Origin of the sequence: Alkalibacterium kapii (genome assembly GCF_007988865.1) — a bacterium.
Lineage (GTDB): Bacteria > Bacillota > Bacilli > Lactobacillales > Carnobacteriaceae_A > Alkalibacterium > Alkalibacterium kapii.
On sequence record NZ_BJUY01000026.1, the window covers coordinates 1 to 21,409 of the forward strand.

The window sequence follows — 21,409 nt, forward strand, 5'->3', positions numbered from 1 at the left end:
TGCCCAAGCATTTGAAGAAGGCCGTGTCAGAGACATTGGTGAAGAAGACTGGCAGCAGTTGATCGACTATATGGTCGAAGATAGATATCTTGGTGGAATCGTTGACCCTGAAATCGAAGGAAGAATTACTGATCTAATGGGAGAAGACTTGCCTGAAGATCCAACAGAACCAGGTGAAGATGGAAACGATGGAGCCGACGGAAACGACGGAGCCGATGGAAACGATGGAGCTGACGGAAACGACGGAGCCGATGGAAACGACGGAGCCGACGGAAACGACGGAGCCGACGGAAACGACGGAGCCGACGGATCTAACGGAACTGACGGAACTGACGGATCTGGTCAAACAAATGGAAAACCAGGTGAAGATGGTGAATCACTACCTTCAACTGCAACGAACACATATATGTATTTATTATTAGGTGCATTCTCAACAGCTGTAGGTGCAGCGTTGGTAATGTTCAGAAAGAAATTTTCAAACTAATAATTAAATAGTAAATTACAGGCTGAGGGTCGTGACCTTCAGCCTGTTTTTTAGTGAAAAAATCATTTTTGGTTTGAGACACTGAATACTTTTCTGCTGCATAGTTTAAATTCACTAAGATTTTCATAAAATTTAAATGTCAATAGACAGTATTGCAAGATTACTGTGACAGTGCTTTAATGCATAGACAAAAAGAGACCGTCTGGCGTATAATGAACATAGTATCTAATATTAGATGGAGGAAATTTAGTGAGTGGACTATTTATTACAATCGAAGGACCCGATGGCGCGGGTAAATCAAGTGTTGTTAAACGCCTGGAAAAAGAAATTCAAAAAATCACAAAAACGCCTTTAGTAGTTACTAGAGAACCAGGAGGCAGTGAAATAGCGGAGAAAATAAGAGCTCTTTTACTGGATCCTACCCACACCAACATGGATGACCGTACCGAGGCATTATTATATGCGGCTGCGCGACGTCAACATGTCATTGAAAAAATCGGTCCTGCTTTAAAAGAAGGAAAAATCATTTTATGTGATCGCTTTGTCGACAGTTCTATCGCTTATCAGGGACAGGCAAGAGGTATAGGAATCGAGAAAGTGAGAGCTATAAATGAATTTGCTATCGAGGGGAAAAGACCAGATCTAACGATTTATTTAGATGTCGAAGCCGAAATTGGATTGAACCGTATAAAAGATAAAAATTCAAACCGTATCCAGGATCGTTTGGAACTGGAAGAAGTAACGTTTCATGAAAAAGTACGTCAAGGTTATCTAACATTGATCAAAGATGAGCCAGAACGTTTTGTAAGTATAGATGCAAGTCGGTCCGAAGAAGAAGTATTCAAGGATGTATGGCAAGTGGTTAGTGATAGACTGAAAAAGTAGATTACTTATTGAAAAAGGACAGGGGGAAAACAAAATGAAATTAGTCGTTGCAATCGTTCAGAACCAGGACAGCAGACGTCTAGCTGACGAATTTACTGAGAAAGGTGTTCGTGCGACCAAGTTATCTTCTACAGGCGGTTTTTTGAGAGCAGGGAATACAACATTTTTAATGGGAGTAGAGGACAAAAAAGTAAATGAAACACTGGATCTGATCAAGGAGAACTGTTCAACGCGTACTCAAACAATGATGAGTCCGCCGTCTTATGACTTCTCATTAGAGTCTGATCTGACTTATCCAGTCAACGTTGAAGTAGGCGGAGCAACGATTTTTGTATTGCCTATTGACCAGTTTTTACAATTCTAGAAGTGAGGGAGACTTTTGATGTCTACCAAAACAACGAAACAGCCAGAAATCAAAAAACAGTTTATGAAATTAATTGAAAAAGAAAAGGTTCAACATGCCTATCTCTTTGAAGGAGCAACAGGCACGGGGAAAACAGAAACTGCCTTGTGGCTTGCACAAAGTCTGTTCTGTGGAGATTTTTCAGAAGGCCCTTGTGAAAATTGCCATATCTGCCAAAGGATATCTTCCCATCAGCATCCTGACGTGATTGAATTAGCAGCAGAAGGTATATCCATAAAAATAAATCAAGTCAGAGAACTGAAGCAGGAAATGATGAAAAGTGGTATGGAAGGACGGAAAAAATTCATTCTGGTAAAAGACGTGGAAAAGATGACGACACAAGCTGCAAATAGTCTTTTGAAATTTATTGAAGAGCCAGAAGGAGACATACTTATTGTTTTAACAACGACTGCTAAACATCGTTTGTTACCAACGATACTGTCGAGGGTACAATTGGTACACTTCCCCAGGCTGTCAAAAGAGCAGCGGGTATTGAGCTTACAGGATGAAGGGTTGTCCAAAGATCAGGCAGCTGTCCTTAGCCAATTAACGAGTGATACAGAACAGGCAATTGAACTGTCTAAAAATGAAACATTGACAAGTCTCATAGATGCCGTGTGGAAATGGTACAATACACTTTCAAAAAAAGACGAACAAGCTTTTGTTTATGTCCACACAGAAATCATGCCGCTGGTAAAAGGTAAAGCTGAATATCATTTAGTCATGGATTTGTTTTTGATTATCCTGCAGGATATATTGAATGTTCAAATGTCAAAAAACTATTCAGTAGGGTATTTGAAATACCAGAATAAAATCAGGCAGGAAGCTGAACGTTTAAGCGTGGGGATTCTTGCGGATTTAATGGAAATCATCTTGAGAGGTAAGAAATATTTAGACAGCAATGTTGCAGCTCAAGGTGTCTTTGAAAAGGTTACTATACAGATGTTGACTATCATGAAAAAAACAATATAAGAGTAAAATAACGATGATGTCTATTTGGATTTTAGAGGGTAATCTGGTATGCTAGGTGAAGATGTATTAGGACATTTCTTCGGTCCAGACATCACTATCAGATAAACAGAGAAGTATAAAGAAGTGGTGAAAAATGGAAAAAAGAGAATTGTTAGACACGTTTACTGAGTTGGAAGCCCAAACAGAAGCCACATTAGGTATAATAAAAACGATGAAAGACGAAGTTTCTCATTTGACTGAAGAGAATAATGTGCTGCGTATGGAAAATCAACACCTCAGAGACCGCTTGGCAGAAATAATTAAACAGCAATCAATTGAAAAACAAATGACAGATTCTGGATTGACGAAATCCCGATTGAATCTAGAAAAAATATACGAAGATGGCTTCCATGTCTGCAATTTATTCTATGGATCAAGAAGAGACGGCGATGAACCGTGTGCCTTTTGCTTGGAAGTCATTTATGGTGAAAGAAAATAAAGGAACAACATGTGAATACATTAGTTACGAACCTTCCTTAGTACAGGATAACTGTATTGTAAGGAAGGTTTTTATATGTTAAAAACACAACATGTGGTGTTTTGATAGCTTTATTTTTACACATGTAGTATGTTCCCCTTGCGTTTGAAAAAAACTGATGTAAAATAGAATTATCAATAAGTTAACAGAAAGACAACAAAAAAACAAAGAGTTAACTTATCATCAAGGATGATTTCCTTGATGCACAAATAATATATTGGAGGTAAATGATATGGATAACGTATCAGTGACTGTTTATTCAAAACCAGATTGCATGCAATGTCAATTCACAAAAAAGTATCTTGAAAGCAAAGGGATTCCTTTTAAAGAAAAAGATGTGAATAGAGATGTCAACGCGATAGATGAAGTGAAAAAATTAGGATTTAGTTCTCTACCTGTTGTTTTAGCCGAAGGTATTGAAGCATTTAATGGATTTAGACCAGATATGCTGAATAGATTGGTGTAAATCGATGATGATTGTCTTTTTTTCATTAACTGGGCAAACCAGAAAATTTGTCAATAAACTAGACATGGATGTGCTGGAATTGAATCCGGCAGATCCATTTGTTGAAATGAAGGAATCGTTTATCATAGTCACACCTGCCTACGATAAGGAAGTGACCGAAATATGGGATGACTTTCTAGAAACAGGAGCCAATTTAAAGTGGTTTAAAGGTGTCGCAGGTGGAGGTAATTTAAACTTTGGTCAGTTGTTTGCCTTTACTGCCAAAGATATAGCACATGATTATAACGTACCTATTTTGCATACATTTGAATTTCAAGGTAATGAAGAGGATGTTATTAAATTGAAGGAAGCGGTGAATGACCTTGGTATCAATCAACACAAAAAGTGAAACACAAAAAGAGATAACCTATCACAAATTAAATAATGAGCTCAATAGACCAGTGGCTAATCAAATACCGCTGCATAAAGACCAGGAAGCGGTGAAAGCTTTTTTTAATGAGCACATTGATCCAAATACAGTTCGATTTGAAAACATAAAAGAAAAATTAACATTCCTGACTGAAAATGACTTTATCGAAGAAGGATTTTTGAATAAGTATAGAGAGAAGTTTATTGAAAAATTATTTAACGACCTTTATTCAAAACATTTCAGATTTCGCTCTTTTATGGGGGCATATAAGTTTTATACTCAATATGCTCTGAAAACAGATGATAATAGTCAATACTTAGAGCGCTTTGAAGATAGAGTGGCGTTCAATGCTCTTTTTCTGGCTGATGGAGACGAAACACTTGCTTACCATATTGCGATGGAAATCATCGAACAGCGGTATCAGCCGGCAACACCTACCTTTTTAAATGCAGGACGTAAACGTCGTGGCGAATTTGTATCCTGCTTTCTGGTTCAAATGACAGACGATATGAATAGTATTGGTAGAACGATCAATTCCGCACTTCAGTTGTCCAGAATCGGTGGTGGGGTCGGTGTGAATCTGACCAATCTTAGAGCGACGGGTGATCCGATCAAGAAAATCCAGAATGCTTCAAGTGGTGTTCTGCCAGTCATGAAGTTACTTGAAGACAGTTTCAGTTACTCCAATCAACTAGGTCAGCGTAATGGGGCAGGTGCAGTCTACCTCAATGTGTTCCATCCAGATATATTAAGGTTTTTGTCAACGAAGAAGGAAAATGCGGATGAAAAAGTACGGGTTAAAACATTGTCATTGGGTTTAGTTGTACCGGATAAATTTTATGAACTAGCTGCTCAAAATAAAACAATGTATCTTTTCAGTCCATATGATGTGGAACGTCTGTATGGTAAGCCGTTTGCATATGTGGACATAAGTGAAGAGTACGATCATCTGGTCGCAAATCCTGAAATTAAAAAAACTGAAATCAATGCGCGTGAACTGGAGAATGAAATTTCCAAGCTTCAGCAGGAATCGGGTTATCCGTACATCATCAATATTGATACAGCGAACAGAGAAAACCCGATACACGGAACAATTACGATGAGCAATTTGTGCAGCGAAGTTTTACAGATTCAAGAACCGTCAGTAATCAAAGATAATCAGGATTATGAAGTGATGGGCACAGATATCAGTTGTAATTTAGGATCCACGAATGTGGCTAACTTGATGGAGACACCCGACTTTGAACAGTCGATCAATACAATGGTTCGGGCACTGACGCATATTACCGACCAGTCAGCTATCGAGGCGGTCCCTACAATAAAAAACGGCAATGATAAGTATCATACGATAGGACTTGGCGCCATGGGACTGCATACGTTTTTTGCCTTAAATCAAATGCATTATGGGTCACCGGAATCCATCGAATTTACTGATGCGTACTTTACACTTTTAAACTACTATACGCTGAAAGCAAGTAATGTAATGGCTAAAGAACGCCAGACGACATTTTATAATTTTGAAAAGTCAGCTTATGCATCGGGTGATTACTTCAATAAATATATTGACGAGCCATTCAAATTTAAACATGAGAAGGTCGAAGAAATCTTTAATGCCCGTAACATTTCAATACCAAGTACAAATGACTGGGAACAGCTGAAAGAAGATGTTAAAAAAGATGGACTGTATCATCAGAATCGTTTAGCTGTCGCACCGACAGGGTCTATAAGCTATGTAAATGAGACGTCTGCCAGCCTTCATCCCATCACACGTTTGATTGAAGAACGTCAGGAAAAACTGACAGGTAAAACGTATTATCCAGCACCTCATTTATCAAATGAAACATTGCCTTATTATAAGAGTGCCTATGATATGGATATGCGTAAGGTCATTGACGTTTATGCCGCGGCACAAAAGCATATCGATCAGGGAATGAGTCTGACCCTGTTCTTGCGCTCAGTCATACCTGAAGGCTTATATGAATGGAAGGAAGGACGTACGAATAAGCAGACTACACGGGATTTAACTATTTTAAGACACTATGCGCATAAAAAAGGCATCAAGTCTATTTACTATGTCCGTACGTTTACAGATGATGAGCAAGAAATTGGATCCAATGCCTGTGAGAGTTGCACGATTTAGCCTGTGGTTCAACCAAACATTATCAAGATATAAATAGAGTGTTCCTGAATGAGGAGAATGGATTATGACAGACGAGTATAAGGCGATCAACTGGAATCGCATCGAAGATATGATAGATAAATTGACTTGGGAAAAACTGGTGGAGCAATTTTGGACAGATACGCGTATACCAGTATCGAATGATATAAATGACTGGAATACACTAAGTAAAAGTGAGCAGGACATGATTGCGAAAGTATTCGGCGGCTTGACGCTGCTGGATACACTGCAGTCGCAAGATGGCATCGAAGCGCTGAAGCAAAGCAGTCTGACCCAGCATGAAGAGGCTGTTTACAACAATATCGAATTTATGGAATCAATGCATGCTAAAAGTTACAGTGCGATTTTCAGCACACTAAATACGAAATCTGAAATCGACGATATTTTTGAATGGACACATTCGAACGCGATGCTTCAAAAAAAGGCAAAAATAATCAACGATATTTATCAAAATGGAACGGAACTGCAAATAAAAGTGGGCAGTGTATTACTGGAATCTTTCCTGTTTTATTCCGGTTTCTATGCCCCTCTATATTATCTGGGCAACAGCAAGCTGACAAATGTGGCAGAAATCATTAAACTGATCCTACGTGACGAGTCGGTCCATGGCACGTATATCGGTTACAAATTTCAGATCGGATATAATCAGCTGAATAAAACAGATCAGGAAGAGTTAAAGAACTGGGCTTATGATCTACTGTTTAAACTTTATGAAAACGAAATAGACTACACGAGCTATTTATATGATGACATCGGGTGGACGGAAGATGTAGCAGTGTTTTTAAGATACAATGCGAATAAAGCGCTGCAAAATCTTGGCTTTGATCCGCTGTTTCCAGATACTGCAGAAGATGTTGACCCTATTATTATGAACGGTATTTCAACAGGAACGAGTAATCACGATTTCTTTTCTCAAGTAGGAAATGGTTACTTAGTTGGAATGGTCGAGTCGATGGAAGACAGTGATTATGACATGTGGGTAAAATAAATTTAGTTTAAGATTCTGGTGCTTCTCTGACAAAGAAGCACTGGAATCTATACAATACATAGATTCAGCATCTATTGTGAATGTTTGAATAAAGATGTGGGCTTTCAAGGAGGAATCATAAAATGAAACAGAGTCAGCTTATGGAAAAAGAAAGCACGATAAAAGTGAATCGCTTAGAGAACGTAAAGAAACGTGACGGAAGAGTACAAAAGTATGACCATGGAAAACTTGTTGATGGATTGATCAAGGTTACGGAAAAACTGGAGCAGGCTGCTTCTTTAGCTGAATTAAAAGCTATAGCACTAGAAGTAGAAAAGGAATTAGATGAACAAGACAGAGTGACTATCGACTCGAAGACCATTGATGGTGTCGTTTTAGCCACACTGAAGCGGTACGGCTTGGATGAACTGGTAGAGGCAAGTATTCGGTACAATGAAAAAAGGATAAAAGACCGGGAGTCCAGAAGAGACGTAAATAGCATGATCGGTAATCTTCTTAAGCAGGACAAATCCATTGTCAATGAGAATGCCAATAAAGACAGCAAAGTTTTCAACACTCAGCGGGATTTAACAGCTGGGATCGTTGGAAAAGCAGCAGGACTCAAAATGATGCCCCCTCATGTAGCGAATGCACATGAAAAAGGCGATATACACTATCATGATCTTGACTATTCTCCTTATTCTCCCATGAGTAACTGCTGTCTGATCGACTTTAAAAATATGTTTGAAAATGGCTTTCAGATCGGCAATGCACAGGTGGAATCGCCACGTTCTATCCAGACAGCTGCAGCTCAGACAGCTCAAATCATAGCGAACGTCGCTTCAAGCCAGTACGGAGGCTGTAGTTTCGATCGGATAGATGAAGTGCTTGCCCCATATGCCATGCTTAATTACGAAAAACATCTAGAAACGGCTCAAACCTGGATCGATACAGAAGAAAGGCAGAAAGCGTTCGCGCTTGTAAAAACAAAAAAAGATATTTATGATGCTATGCAGAGTCTAGAATATGAAATCAATACCTTATATACGAGTCAAGGACAGACCCCTTTTACTAGTTTGGGTTTTGGATTGGGAGAATCATGGGTCGAGCGAGAGATACAAAAGGCAATTTTAGCTATTCGTATTGAAGGACTTGGAAAAGAAAAACGAACAGCTATATTTCCGAAATTAATTTTCACTTTGAAAAAAGGAGTGAATTTTTCCGAAAATGATCCAAACTATGATATCAAACAATTAGCCTTAGAGTGCTCGACGAAACGCATGTATCCGGATGTATTGAGTTATGACAAAATCGTAGATATTACTGGCAGTTTTAAAACACCAATGGGCTGTCGTTCTTTCCTACAAGGATGGAAAAATGAACAGGGGGAAAACATATCAGCCGGTCGCATGAATTTGGGTGTGGTTACGCTGAATATTCCTAGAATCGCGATGGAATCAAAAGGTAATCGTGATCGATTTAATGCGTTGCTGAAAGACCGTCTGGGGATCATTAAAGATGCTTTGTTTTTTAAAGCCGAGCGTGTGATGGAAGCGGAACCGGCTAATGCGCCTATCTTATACAAACACGGTGCCTTTGGAAAACGTTTAGCGGATGGGGACTCTGTCTCTGAGCTTTTTTTGAATAAGCGCGCAACGCTATCACTTGGTTATATTGGCTTATATGAAGCGGCTGCCTTCTTTTACGGAAGTCAGTGGGAAGAGAATAAAGAAGCTAAGGCTTTTACCCTGGATATCATGAAGACGCTGAAAGCTCAAGCGGATGAATGGGGAGAAGAGAGTGATCTGCACGTCAGTGTCTATTCCACCCCAAGTGAGAGTTTGACGGATCGCTTCTGTCAGCTGGACACTGAGAAGTTTGGAGAGATAGAAGATATAACAGATAAGGGATATTATACAAATAGTTTCCACTACGATGTACGTAAAAATCCGACCCCCTTTGAAAAAATTGATTTTGAAAAGGATTATCCTGAATACACAGGTGGGGGATTCATCCATTACTGTGAATATCCTAAATTACAGGCAAACAGTAAAGCACTGGAAGCAGTCTGGGATTATGCCTACGATCGTGTGGGCTATCTTGGTACCAACACACCTATTGACCACTGCTATGCATGCGGTTTTGATGGAGAGTTTAAACCAACAGAGAAGGGATTTGAATGTCCACAGTGCGGAAATACAGACCCTAACACGTGTGATGTAGTCAAAAGGACGTGCGGCTATCTAGGCAACCCGCAGAAACGTCCTATGGTAAAAGGGCGCCACAAAGAAATCGCTTCGCGGACCAAACATATGAAAGGATCTGATCCCAGTGGCAGCTGATCCTGTATCATGGACAAGTGAACGATTCAGTAAGAATTACATCGCAGATTATAAACCTTATAATTTTGTCGATGGTGAAGGGGTAAGGTGCAGCATATATGTCAGCGGTTGCCCCTTTGCCTGTAAAGGCTGCTACAACAAGGCGGCACAGGACTTTTCTTATGGAGAGCCGTACAGTAAATCTTTAGAAGAACAGATTCTGAAAGACATGGAAGCTGAATACTGTCAGGGGTTGACACTTCTAGGTGGTGAGCCATTTTTAAATACAGGCGTAACCTTACCCCTTTGCAGGAAAATCAGAGAACGTTTCGGTAATGCTAAAGATATCTGGTCTTGGACAGGATATACATGGGAAGAACTTTTGAAAGGAACACCAGATAAGAAATGTTTATTAGCCGTCATAGATGTTCTGGTGGACGGTCGATTCGAAAAAGATAAAATGAATTTGAATTTAGCATTCAGAGGAAGCTCCAATCAGCGGATTATTGATGTGAAGCAGTCTTTAGCATCAGGCAAAGTGATTCTCTGGAAAGACGGTGACTACAAATAAGTGTAAATGAAGGACGATTAATATAAGTGTCACAAAATAGAGTTGCACAGGGTATTAATGTAGTGAACATCGGTAAAGCGAGACAGAAAATCGTTTGAGTTCGTTGATGTAGAGCTGACATCGGTAAAGTGAAACAGGAAATCGTTTGAGTCTGTTGATGTAGAGCTGACATCGGTAAAGTGAAACAGGAAATCGTTTGAGTCTGCTGATGTAGAGCTAACATCGGTAAAGTGAAGCAGAATATATTTTGAGCAAGCTGATGTAAGGCTAACATCGGTAAAGTGAGACAGAAAATCGTTTGAGTCCACTGAAGTAGAACTGACATCGGTAAAGTGAACGAAAACGCCATTTGAGATTGCTGATATAGAATTAAAAACAGTAATCCGGTTATTAAAATTCCAAAGTATGATAATGAAACGAGTTAACGCTGAAGCGTTTAAAAAAGTTTCGGCATCTAAATCTATGAGAAGCATAAAAGTTGCATCTCCCCTTGAAAATGGTATACTAATAAGTACGTTGAAAGTAAATATGAAATATAATATAAACACGTTTTAAAGAAGTTTATTCACACTGGCGCAACTATAGAGTTGTAAGGACGCGGTAGAGGTAGGGATCACGTCGTATAAATGAGAAACCTAGTCGTATCTATATGAATAGGAATAAAAAAAGATTCACTTTAGAAATATTTATTTTTAAGTATAGAAAGCCGCTCACTCGTGAGTGGCTTTTGTCAATTCTAGGGGTTATTATTTAAATGAAAGACAAACTGAAGCACGATTTTTGTTATACTTAGTAAAATAAATAATGAAAGTAAGGACCCTCAAAATGACTATTCAATTAAAGCAAGATGAACGCATCGACCAGCTGATGCAATATGATTTGGAAATAATTCAGAGTCCATCAGTCTTTTCTTTTTCCCTCGATGCAGTGCTTCTAGGGAACTTTGCGAAAGTACCGACACATGATCGAGCAAAAGTTGTTGATCTGTGTTCAGGTAATGGAGCCGTTGCTTTGATGCTGAGCCAAAAAACAAAAAGTAATATAACGGCGATAGAACTTCAGGAACGATTAGCTGATATGGCTCAAAGAAGTATCCAGCTCAATCATTTGACCGAACGCGTTGAAATGATCCATGCTGATGTGAAAGACGCTGTCACTCATATAAAAAAAGATTCAGTGGATGTTCTGACTTGTAATCCACCTTATTTTACCGTGACCAGTGAGAGCAGGAAAAATCCCAATACGCATTTAGCTATTGCCAGACATGAACTTCATTTAAATCTGAAAGAGTTGATGGAAACATCCGCTGATCTATTAAAAACGAAAGGCAAAGCATATTTTGTACATCGGCCTGAACGTTTCCTTGAAATCATGGATGAAATGCGGGCAGTCAGGATTGCCCCCAAGCGGATCCGTTTTGTATATCCCAGAAAAGGGAAGGAAGCGAATATGCTGCTCATCGAAGGCATCAAGCATGGTAAAGAAACCGGACTTAAAATAGCCCCTCCTTTATATGTTTTTGACGAGCAGGATAATTATTTTCCTGAAGTGAGAAGGATGATCTATGGCAATGAGTAGTGAAGGGAAAACAAGTTATTTTTATGTCTTGCATTGCAGGGATGGAACGCTTTATGCTGGTTATACTACGAACCTTGAACGAAGATTGAAAGAACATAATACCGGAATCGGAGCTAAATATACTCGGTTAAAAAAGCGCCGACCGCTGAGAATGATTTATGCTGAAGCTCATCCCTCGCGCAGCGCAGCGACTAAAGCAGAAGCCGCCTTTAAAAAGAGGACACGTTCACAAAAGAATACATTTTTGATCGAACAAGGGATAAAAATACCTTTTGAGAAACAAAAGACATGCATCATCAGGGAGGAGCCAATTAAAGATGATCAACACGCAGAAAAGCTTTGAACATAAGGAAGAAGGAAATTTGTACTTAGTACCGACCCCTATCGGTAATTTAGATGATATGACGTTCCGGGCTGTTGACCTTCTGAAACACGTCGATCTTATCGCTTCAGAAGATACAAGAAATACACAGAAACTCTTGAATCACTTTGAAATAGAATCCCCTCAGATAAGTTTTCACGAACATAATTCCAAAGAACGGACACCCCAGCTGATCGAGAAACTAAAAGCAGGCAAATCTATAGCACAAGTGAGTGACGCAGGAATGCCGTCGATCAGTGATCCGGGAGTGGATTTAGTGAAAGCCGCGATCGATGAAGGCATAACGGTCGTACCTTTACCGGGGGCGAATGCTGCGTTGACAGCGTTGATCGCTTCTGGCTTGACGCCTCAGCCTTTTTACTTTTTAGGATTCCTGCCACGCAAAAAAAAAGAACTCAATGCTAAATTGACAGAATTGAACAAGAGAGAAGAAACCTTGGTTTTTTATGAATCTCCCCATCGTATCAAGCAAGTCGTTGTAGCGATGAAAGAGGTTTTTGGTGAAAAAAGACAGATCGTCTTAGCGCGGGAAGTGACAAAAAGATTTGAAGAATTTATACGCGGCACGATAAAAGAAGTCCTGGAGTGGCTGAACAACGAAAAAATTCGTGGCGAGTTCGTCGTTATTGTCGAAGGAAATGAAAACAGTGAGACGGAAGAAAAAGCATGGGCAAATTGGACGTTGAAGGAACACGTCGAATTTGTGATGGAAAATAACGATTTATCCAGTAAAAAAGCAATCAAAGAAGTGGCTCTGATACGGAACCTACCTAAACGATCCGTATATGCTGCCTATCATGGATTGGATGACTGAAAAAAATCCAGAGTGAATGGTAAAAGACCCAGAGAAAAATTAAAGGAGATAAATAAAATGCCTGACAAATTATTGAGCTATGTTTCATTAAGTGATGAACAAAGGAACAAAATCAATAAAGTGGCACCTTCTTATGATATTATAGAATCAATTTCTGACGTCAGCGATATTTCAGAAATAAAAGGTGTATTTGGTTGGAATAAAGAAGAGGTATCGGAATTGCTTGATGATCCAAGTCACAAACTTCAGTGGATCCAGCTGACTTCGGCCGGAGTAGACTATGTCGATCTTCTGAAGTTAAAGAAACAAGGAATCACATTGACCACAACGAGCGGCATACACAAATATGCGATTGCCGAATCGGTCATGGGAATGATTTTAAGTCATACGCGAAAAATCGGCTATTCTCTTATCCAGCAGCGACAGAAAAAATGGGAACCGTCAGAAGAACTCAGCGAGATGAATCAGAAAACCATGCTCATTGTCGGTGCAGGATCTATCGGAAAACAGACAGGGAAAGTTGCCCGGGCTTTCGGTATGAAAACGATCGGAGTGAACCGAAGCGGCGGTTCAGTTGACTACATGGATGAAATGGTAACCCAAGATAGACTGAAAGAGGTGTTGCCAGAAGCAGATGTTGTCGTCAATATCTTGCCGTTGACAGATGAAACAGAAAATTTATTTGATTTAGAGTTATTCAGAGTTATGAAACCTTCTGCTCTATTTATAAATGTTGGCCGTGGACAAACGGTTGTCACACAGGATCTACTTAAGGCACTGGATAATAAATGGATCGAATTTGCTGCTTTGGATGTAGTGGATCAAGAACCGTTGCCAGAAGACCATCCGATTTATGAACGAGAAGATGTTTTACTGACACCGCATATCTCTGGAAAGTTAGAAGACTATATAGCTGCAGTTTTTCCGATTTTTATTGAAAACTTACGTGAATTTAGCAAGCAGCGAATTCCTGATAAGAATGTTGTCGACTATGAAAGAGGCTATTAAATGTTTGAGGTTTAATTTCTTCTGTTATCTTTAACTATCTAGAGTTTTTAAATGTCTTATAATGATAAATCAATGATAAAACAGGTCGATTAAAACAAAAGAAACGTTAAAAAAATCTAACAAATAGATGGGGAATCGTGATACAATGACTTTATCAGCCATTTATTTGCTGGAAACATGACACATTGTCATAAACAAACGTATTTTAAGGGGAGAAAAGAATGTCAGAAGAAGTAAAAGAAAGATCCAATGTTTCCGAAGAACTCAAATGGGATCTTAGTGCGATATTTGAAAGCCAGGAAGCATTCAAAACGGCTCTGAAAGAATTACCTGAAGAAGTAGACACTTTTTCAGCTAAATATGATGGAAACCTTACAGGAGTCAATACTGTTGTCGAAGCGATCAAAAAGTATGAAGAGATTTCAGCCAAGTCTTCTCATCTCGGACAATACAGTTACCTTCCAGTATCTGTTGACATAACAGATAGCGAAGCACAACAACAAGCCCGCCATACATCAAATGTACTGGCAAACGCAGCGGCTAAGATGAGCTTTTTCCAATCTCAAATAGAAGACTTGGATGACACGATGCTCAATGCCATTGTTGAAATCGAACCTGCTTATGAAGCATATATTCGAAAGATCAAAAAATCCAAGTTGGCAAAACTTGACCCGAAAGTTGAAGAAGCTCTTGCCCAGATTTCACCTGTCTTTGATTCGCCTGAAGAAATTTTTGAACAGGCACGATCTGCAGATGCAGATTACGGCACTTTCGAAGTGGATGGCAAAGAATATCCACTCAGCTTCGTTTTATATGAAGAAGTGTATATGTATTCTGAAGACCCTAAAATAAGACGTGCAGCTTATGATAAATTTAATGAAACATTAAGCCAGTATAAGAACGTTGTAGCGACAGCATACTATACAAAACTTCAAACAGAAAAAACACTGGCTACGATGCGCGGCTACGATTCTATTTTCGACTACTTGCTTTTAGACCAGGAAGTCCCTCAGGAATTGTATAACCGTCAAATCGATATGATCATGAACGATTTTGCGCCAGTTATGCGTAAATTTGTTACACACTTAAAAGATGTTCACGGTATGGACAAAATGACTTATGCTGATTTGAAAGTGGACCTTGATCCTGAATACACAACGCCGGTCAGCATTGAAGAGTCCAAAGACTTAGTGAAAAAAGCTTTTGCACCACTCGGAGAAGATTATGTCGATATGATCCTGCGTGCCTACCCTGAACGCTGGGTCGATTTCGCTCAGAACCAAGGCAAACGCTCAGGCGCATTTTGTTCAACGACTTATGGCAAGCATCCTTATGTCATGGTGTCTTATACCGGTCAATTGTCAGACGCCTATACGCTAGTCCATGAATTCGGTCATGCAGGCCAGGGGATTTTATCCAATGAAAACAATCCGTTGACAAGTGCCCGCCCATCGCTTTACCTGATCGAAGCACCATCGACCTTCAATGAGCTGCTTCTGACTGATCATCTGAAAGAAGAGGCAGACGATGCACGTATGGAGCGTAATGTGCTGTCGAAAATGATCTCCAAAACGTATTTCCATAATTTCGTAACACACTTACTTGAAGCCGCTTATCAGCGTGAAGTATATCGTCTGATCGATGAAGGCAAGAGTTTTGATGCGAATAAGTTAAGTGAACTGAAACGCAGTGTTCTTGAAGAATTCTGGGGAGACGCTGTCGAGCTGGAACCAGGAGCTGAACTCACTTGGATGCGTCAGATCCACTACTACATGGGACTTTACCCATATACCTATTCAGCAGGACTGACGATCGCGACTCAAGCCTTCCTCAAAACCAAGAGTGGGGAAGAAAGTGTTGACGGCTGGCTTGAATTCCTGGCTTTAGGCGGAAGCAAAGCACCTGCCGAAGCAACAAAAGTAGCCGGTGTGGATATCACGACGGATCAGCCACTGAAAGACACGATCAACTATCTGGACGAATCCGTTGACCGCATTATTGAGTTGACCGAAGAAATCGATCAAGAAAGTTAAACAATACCCACAATGAGACGAGGTCGGGATAATTATCTCTCGACCTCGTCTCTTTTGTTTTAGTAAAGTTGACATTCGTTAAATGTTTTTTTTGCAAAGAATATTTATACTCTCACGCTAATCGAGAGGAGTTGGTGTAAATATCCGTGCAATTCCTATCGAATAGCCTTAATCGAAAGAAGTTGAGGAAAAATACTGGAAAACTCCTATCGAAAAAACGTAATCGAAAGGAGTTTGACGTGAAAAACTAAAAAATCCTTTCGAATAACCACAATCCAAGGTCTTTTCAGAAGGAACTTTTTCGCTGCGGCGAAAAAGGCCAGCTTATACCAACAGAAGCATCTATGGTAAAGGCATACTTAAGCGAACACTGAAGAAATCCTTTCGCTGTTACAAGAAGCTTACCGATACGAATGGGAAGATTTAACCAACGCTTATTATTGACTATGATGATCAGTCGACAACTTTTCATACAATGTCTAAATAAACAGTTCTAAAAAGTGTTAGTATGAAGTAAATAAAATAGAAAGGTGTAAGTTATATTGAAGATAAAAAAATTGACAAAAAATCAGAATCAGGATCTATACGATTTAAACGTTTATGCTTTTCATTTAGAAGATACAAAAGAAACAAAACAATGGATGGATGACTGTATGGTTAACGGTATCGCTTACGGAGCATTCTTTAAGGAAAAACTGAAAAGTTCAGTGATCGTTTTTCCATTTGAAGTGTATTACCGTGGCCGCATTTTAAAGATGGGCGGTATAGGGAACGTAAGCAGTTATCCAGAAGTAAGAGGAAAAGGAGCGATCCGTCAACTGATGGATCAAGCACTTAAAGAGATGAAAGACCAGGGACATGTGCTTTCTTATCTCGATCCATTTTCTCACCGTTTTTACCGAAAATTCGGCTACGAAATCACGTTCGAACAGCGCTTGTATGAGATCATGCCTGAAGATTTCGGTTCTTTTAAAGTGCCTGAAAACCGTGTCGAGCGTGTAGACTATGAGGATCAGAAAGAAGCGATCCAGTCGATTTATGAAAAGAAAATGGCTCAGTCCATCGGTCCGGTCAGACGAACAGAGTGGTTGTGGAATAAAAAGTTCCTGCCATCAGATAAAAAGAAGGTCGCATTATACCGTGATGAGAAAGACCGTCCAAAAGGTTACCTCATATACGAGTTCACAGGTGACGGTCAGAACACTTTCCACATCCACGAATTAATGGCTCTATCTGGGAATGCAGAAAGGGCGCTCTGGGACTTTATTAGTACGCATTCATCGAGTTTTGAAAAATTCTTATATACCGCTCGTTCCGATCAGCGACTGACTCACTTGTTTGAAGAAGCCTCTCTTAAACAGTCTATTTCTTCTTCGATGATGGCTCGTATCGTGGATATGGAGAAGTTCCTGAAACAGTTCCCTTTCAAGTCAGTAGACCAGCAAGATTTCTGGCTTGAAGTCTCTGATGACACAGCAGAATGGAATAATAAAGTGTTCAAGCTTTCTATTTCAGGAGAGGAAGTTTCTGTATCAACAGAAGAAAAGGCCGAGGTAGGCTCACATTATCTAAAAGCGGATATACAGACATGGACCCAACTGTTCATGCAGTTTAAAACAGCTGCGGAACTGCACTTTGAAGGATCGCTTAAGGGAGAAGAAGAGACAGCACAGGCCGTGCAGGAAATACTTCCCAAGGGGACGCCAGAACTCTATGATTATTTCTGATGTTTAAAACTCTTTTTCTATCCGTTTGAAAAAATAATTCAGCACCCCTTTGATTAGCGAATCTTGTTAGCAGTTTTTATGTACTCAGTAAATAAGGTAAACAAGTACCGCTGAACGATAAATGATATACTAAAAGCAGATAAGAAAACAGGAAGGGGAGCATTCATGACTAAAAAAGCTTATCTAACGACCTTAAATACTCGGGGATTTTTATATGAAGAGACCCTGATCGTAGCAAAGCTGCTGCATGAAGGGAAAAAGTATGAGGCAATTCTTGAACTGCTCCTTGAAGAAAATCTTTTTCAGCTGAACAGTCAGGACCGGACTGTGCGCTTTTTCAACGAGATCCAAAAACGTCTGGAGGAGCTTGACGTCTATTTGTTCAATCAGTTTTTAGTAGTCGATACAGATACAAGTAAAGCCATCCTGCTTTACGCTTTGTTGAAGAAAGACCAGCTCTTGTTCGAATATATGCGGGAAGTGGTCTGGGATAAATTCTTGGTATTGGACTGGCATTTGGGTAAACAGGAAACGTCAGCATTTATTGAAAAGAAAGCAGATCACAGTCAGACAGTTGCCCAATGGACCCAGGAGACGAAACAGCTGCTCGGAGAAGCGTTTCATCGGGTTTTAAATAATGTCGGTATGGGAAAAACTGACGATGATGATATCGAACTCCAACGTTTGAACATCGAACCGCACATCAAAGAGTATATGATCAAGCGGAAAGAACAGGACATCGTGGAAGTGGTTTTAGGGGAACTTGTAAGGTAAAACGATATGATCGATTCTTAAAAAGTTGAGCACAGGATAAAGGTCATGACAAACATCAAATAAGAGGAAGTTAATAGTCTCATAAAAAAAGGTACACATCGCTATCTCTCATTCAGCGATGTGTACCTTTACTGTAATCAGTAGCTAAAAAGGGCTCGAGATTATTTTCAATAGTCGAATGCAGAGATTTCTAGATAGCAATGGCTTGCTCTTCTAATTCTCTAACGGTCTGATTATGTAGTGAAAATAATTTTATGTCTCCCATACATATTCCTCCTCACACTTATTATATAGAATAATAAAGTAAAAGTGTAATGTTTCAAGAAAGTGTTTGCAAAACAATATAATATGTTTTATATTGTATATAACAAATATAAATCAAAAATAAAAATGAGGTGTGAAATGAAATTAGAAATGATTGGAGACATACATTTAGGTATGGCTTTAAACCGTAAAAAAGCTGACTTTGACTTTAATGTAAAGAAACGCTATCCAGTGATTTCAGTGAGTAATATTGAGGAAGAGGGCTATTTCAACAACAAAGGTTTTGAATATTTTCCAAGTACCGAGCTTTTATCAAAAAAATATTTCACTGAAGAAGGTGAAGTACTTATGCGACTCACTCATCCTAATACAGCCGTTTATATCAGTAAAAAGCAGGAAGACTTACTCGTTCCGTCCTATTTCGTGAAAATCAAGATTACTGATAAGAATTATCTGCCCGAGTATGTGGCTTGGTATTTAAACAGCGAGGAAACAAAACGAGAATTGCAAAAAGTGCAATCAGGCACACGTGTGACAAGTACCAGTAAAAAAGTGCTCGAGACCTTAGTAATTAAGGAGCTTTCAATTGAAAAGCAAAAGAGAATTGTAGATTTGGTAGAATTACATCAGAAAGAGAAAACATTATATGAAAAGTTGATCAAAGAAAAAGAGAAACAGCTAGCAGCTGCAACAGCAGAGATAATGGCTGACTAACAGGAGGAAAACAAATGACTGAAACAGTGACTCAGCAACAAATCAATAGTGTTTTATGGCAAGCGGCGGATACATTTAGAGGAAAAATAGATTCAAGTATATACAAAGATTATATTTTGACCATGCTGTTCATTAAGTATATCAGTGATACATATAAAGAACATTTAGAAGAATACACGGAACGATATGATGGAGATGAAACACGTATTGAGCGCGCTCTTTCTAGAGAACGCTTCGTACTAGAAGAAGATGCGACCTTCGATTATCTTTATAGTAAACGTAATGATCCGGCAATAGGTGAAATCATCAACAAAGCTTTAGAAAAGATTGAAAATGAAAACACAGGTAAGTTACGAGGCGTCTTCCGTAATATTGACTATAATTCTGAAACAGTTTTGGGTAAAACCAAAGATAGAAATGCGACCCTTCGAACATTACTTGAGGATTTCAATACATTGACGTTGAAACCGTCTGTTGTTGGACGAGAAGATGTCATCGGGGATTCTTATCAATATATGATTGAACAATTTGCGTCGGACGCTGGAAAAAAAGGCGGAGAATTTTTTACCCCATCCATGCTTTCGGAATTACTGGCCCGTCTGGTCAAACCTCAAGTAAACGATCGAATTTACGATCCAACGTGCGGTTCAGGTTCATTGTTGATTAAAGTAGCTAATCAAGTTCCCGACAAAAAAGTACAGATTTACGGACAAGAGCGTAATGGACAAACTCATTCTTTAGCCATCATGAATATGTATCTGCATGGTATCGATGATGCGAAATTAGAATGGGGAGACACCTTATCTAATCCGCTTCACTTGGAAAACGATAAATTAATGAAATTCCAGCGTATAGTAGCGAATCCGCCTTTTTCACTCGATAAGTGGTATGAAGGCTTTTCTGACGGTAGTACGAACGGTAAAAAATTCAAGATGGAAGCCTCCTTGGATCCGTATCACCGTTTTGACTGGGGTGTGCCTCCAAAAACAAAAGGGGACTATGCCTTTGTCCAGCACATGCTGCATTCATTGGCAGAAGACGGTACAATGGCCACCATTTTACCGCACGGTGTGTTATTTAGAGGATCGAGTGAAGGGAAGATACGTAAAGAAATCATCCAGATGAATCTACTTGATGCCGTCATAGGTGTGCCAAGTAATCTTTTCTTTGGTGTCAGTATCCCTGCCGTAGTTCTTGTGTTCAAGAAAAACAGAACGCGTGATGATGTCTTGTTTATTGATGCATCTGGAGAAGAATATTTTGAAAAAGGTAAAAATCAAAACAAGCTCCGTGAAGAAGACATTCAGCGTATAGTGGACACTTACGACAACTTTGAAACAGTAGATAAGTATTCTTATGTTGCCTCACGTGACGAGATCATAGAGAACGACTATAACTTGAATATTCCAAGATACGTCGATACCTTTGAAGAAGAAGAACCCGTGGATATGAAAGAAGTTAAGCAAAATATCAAAAAAATCAAATCAGAAATCGCAGAAGTCGAAAAACAAATGGAAGCATATCTCGAAGAGTTAGGATTGTAGGTGAAAGTATGGAAGTAGTTAATTCTTATAAAAAGACTGCAATTGGATATATACCTGAAGACTGGTCTGTAAATAAATTAAAACAACTGAGTACAAAAATTTATGCAGGAGCAACTCCTAGTACAAGAGTTAAGGAGTATTGGGACGGTAATATACCATGGATGAGCTCGGGTGAGATAAATAAAAAATATGTATATTCAACTGAAAAATATATCACTAAGTTAGGATTCGATAATTCGAGTACAAACATTATTCCTGTAAATAGCGTATTAATGGCGTTGGCTGGACAGGGAAAAACAAGAGGAACTGTTGCAGTTAATAAAATTGAGTTAACAACTAACCAGTCTTTAGCAGCAATGGTTATTCATGAAAACCAAAATTATAAATTCATTTATTA

The 21,409-nt window shown here is 39.2% G+C and carries 21 protein-coding genes; all 21 read left to right on the plus strand.

The genetic code is table 11. The annotated features are described in order from the left end of the window. Positions 1-484: LPxTATN C-terminal sorting signal domain (locus AKA01nite_RS08070; protein ID WP_146924813.1), on the plus strand; the 484-nt coding region annotated here is incomplete at its 5' end. Positions 485-733: 249 nt separating this feature from the next. Then, a complete protein-coding gene (tmk, locus tag AKA01nite_RS08075; protein WP_146924814.1) occupies positions 734-1,369 on the plus strand; it encodes a dTMP kinase in 636 nt (211 codons plus the stop codon). 34 nt (positions 1,370-1,403) lie between these two features. Next, positions 1,404-1,733, plus strand: a complete 330-nt coding sequence (gene darA / locus AKA01nite_RS08080) for a cyclic di-AMP receptor DarA (protein WP_146924815.1) — start codon at positions 1,404-1,406, stop codon at positions 1,731-1,733. Between the two features lie 18 nt (positions 1,734-1,751). After that, a complete protein-coding gene (gene holB, locus AKA01nite_RS08085; RefSeq protein WP_146924816.1) occupies positions 1,752-2,744 on the plus strand; it encodes a DNA polymerase III subunit delta' in 993 nt (330 codons plus the stop codon). 133 nt (positions 2,745-2,877) lie between these two features. Continuing rightward, entirely contained in the window at positions 2,878-3,222 is a 345-nt protein-coding gene (locus tag AKA01nite_RS08090; RefSeq protein ID WP_146924817.1) for a DNA replication initiation control protein YabA, read from the plus strand. A gap of 271 nt (positions 3,223-3,493) precedes the next feature. Further along, positions 3,494-3,727 (plus strand): glutaredoxin-like protein NrdH, encoded by a 234-nt coding sequence (gene nrdH, locus AKA01nite_RS08095; protein ID WP_146924818.1) that lies wholly within the window; start codon positions 3,494-3,496, stop codon positions 3,725-3,727. Positions 3,728-3,731: 4 nt separating this feature from the next. After that, complete coding sequence (gene nrdI, locus AKA01nite_RS08100) at positions 3,732-4,115, plus strand: class Ib ribonucleoside-diphosphate reductase assembly flavoprotein NrdI (RefSeq protein ID WP_146924819.1); 384 nt, start codon at positions 3,732-3,734, stop codon at positions 4,113-4,115. Beyond that, positions 4,084-6,276, plus strand: a complete 2,193-nt coding sequence (gene nrdE, locus AKA01nite_RS08105) for a class 1b ribonucleoside-diphosphate reductase subunit alpha (protein ID WP_146924820.1) — start codon at positions 4,084-4,086, stop codon at positions 6,274-6,276. The genes nrdI and nrdE overlap by 32 nt, the downstream gene beginning before the upstream one ends. Before the next feature lie 64 nt (positions 6,277-6,340). Beyond that, positions 6,341-7,303: a class 1b ribonucleoside-diphosphate reductase subunit beta gene (gene nrdF / locus AKA01nite_RS08110; protein ID WP_146924821.1), complete on the plus strand. Its 963-nt coding sequence runs from the start codon at positions 6,341-6,343 to the stop codon at positions 7,301-7,303. Between the two features lie 140 nt (positions 7,304-7,443). Next, positions 7,444-9,624: an anaerobic ribonucleoside-triphosphate reductase gene (gene nrdD, locus AKA01nite_RS08115; RefSeq protein ID WP_246117013.1), complete on the plus strand. Its 2,181-nt coding sequence runs from the start codon at positions 7,444-7,446 to the stop codon at positions 9,622-9,624. Then, positions 9,614-10,174, plus strand: coding sequence for an anaerobic ribonucleoside-triphosphate reductase activating protein (nrdG, locus tag AKA01nite_RS08120; RefSeq protein WP_146924823.1), 561 nt, complete (start codon positions 9,614-9,616; stop codon positions 10,172-10,174). Before nrdD ends, nrdG begins: the two co-directional genes overlap by 11 nt. Positions 10,175-10,999: 825 nt before the next feature. After that, positions 11,000-11,752 (plus strand): tRNA1(Val) (adenine(37)-N6)-methyltransferase, encoded by a 753-nt coding sequence (locus AKA01nite_RS08125; protein ID WP_186805145.1) that lies wholly within the window; start codon positions 11,000-11,002, stop codon positions 11,750-11,752. Further along, entirely contained in the window at positions 11,739-12,095 is a 357-nt protein-coding gene (locus AKA01nite_RS08130) for a GIY-YIG nuclease family protein (protein WP_246117012.1), read from the plus strand. The genes AKA01nite_RS08125 and AKA01nite_RS08130 overlap by 14 nt, the downstream gene beginning before the upstream one ends. Continuing rightward, entirely contained in the window at positions 12,070-12,948 is an 879-nt protein-coding gene (gene rsmI / locus AKA01nite_RS08135) for a 16S rRNA (cytidine(1402)-2'-O)-methyltransferase (RefSeq protein WP_222592502.1), read from the plus strand. Before AKA01nite_RS08130 ends, rsmI begins: the two co-directional genes overlap by 26 nt. A gap of 57 nt (positions 12,949-13,005) precedes the next feature. Next, positions 13,006-13,956 carry an NAD(P)-dependent oxidoreductase gene (locus tag AKA01nite_RS08140; RefSeq protein WP_146924824.1) on the plus strand — a complete coding sequence of 317 codons (951 nt, stop codon included), beginning with the start codon at positions 13,006-13,008 and terminating at the stop codon, positions 13,954-13,956. A 221-nt stretch (positions 13,957-14,177) separates the two neighbouring features. Then, the gene (gene pepF, locus AKA01nite_RS08145) at positions 14,178-15,989 is read left to right on the plus strand and encodes an oligoendopeptidase F (protein ID WP_146924825.1); all 1,812 of its coding nucleotides are present in this window, start codon (positions 14,178-14,180) and stop codon (positions 15,987-15,989) included. Positions 15,990-16,531: 542 nt separating this feature from the next. Beyond that, positions 16,532-17,716 carry a GNAT family N-acetyltransferase gene (locus AKA01nite_RS08150; protein ID WP_146924826.1) on the plus strand — a complete coding sequence of 395 codons (1,185 nt, stop codon included), beginning with the start codon at positions 16,532-16,534 and terminating at the stop codon, positions 17,714-17,716. Between the two features lie 165 nt (positions 17,717-17,881). Next, positions 17,882-18,490 carry a BrxA family protein gene (locus tag AKA01nite_RS08155; RefSeq protein ID WP_146924827.1) on the plus strand — a complete coding sequence of 203 codons (609 nt, stop codon included), beginning with the start codon at positions 17,882-17,884 and terminating at the stop codon, positions 18,488-18,490. A 402-nt stretch (positions 18,491-18,892) separates the two neighbouring features. Next, complete coding sequence (locus tag AKA01nite_RS08160; RefSeq protein ID WP_146924828.1) at positions 18,893-19,468, plus strand: restriction endonuclease subunit S; 576 nt, start codon at positions 18,893-18,895, stop codon at positions 19,466-19,468. Positions 19,469-19,482: 14 nt separating this feature from the next. Then, positions 19,483-21,012, plus strand: a complete 1,530-nt coding sequence (locus AKA01nite_RS08165; protein WP_146924829.1) for a type I restriction-modification system subunit M — start codon at positions 19,483-19,485, stop codon at positions 21,010-21,012. Between the two features lie 8 nt (positions 21,013-21,020). Then, a partial coding sequence (locus AKA01nite_RS08170) for a restriction endonuclease subunit S (RefSeq protein ID WP_186805146.1) occupies positions 21,021-21,409 on the plus strand: 389 nt, incomplete at its 3' end.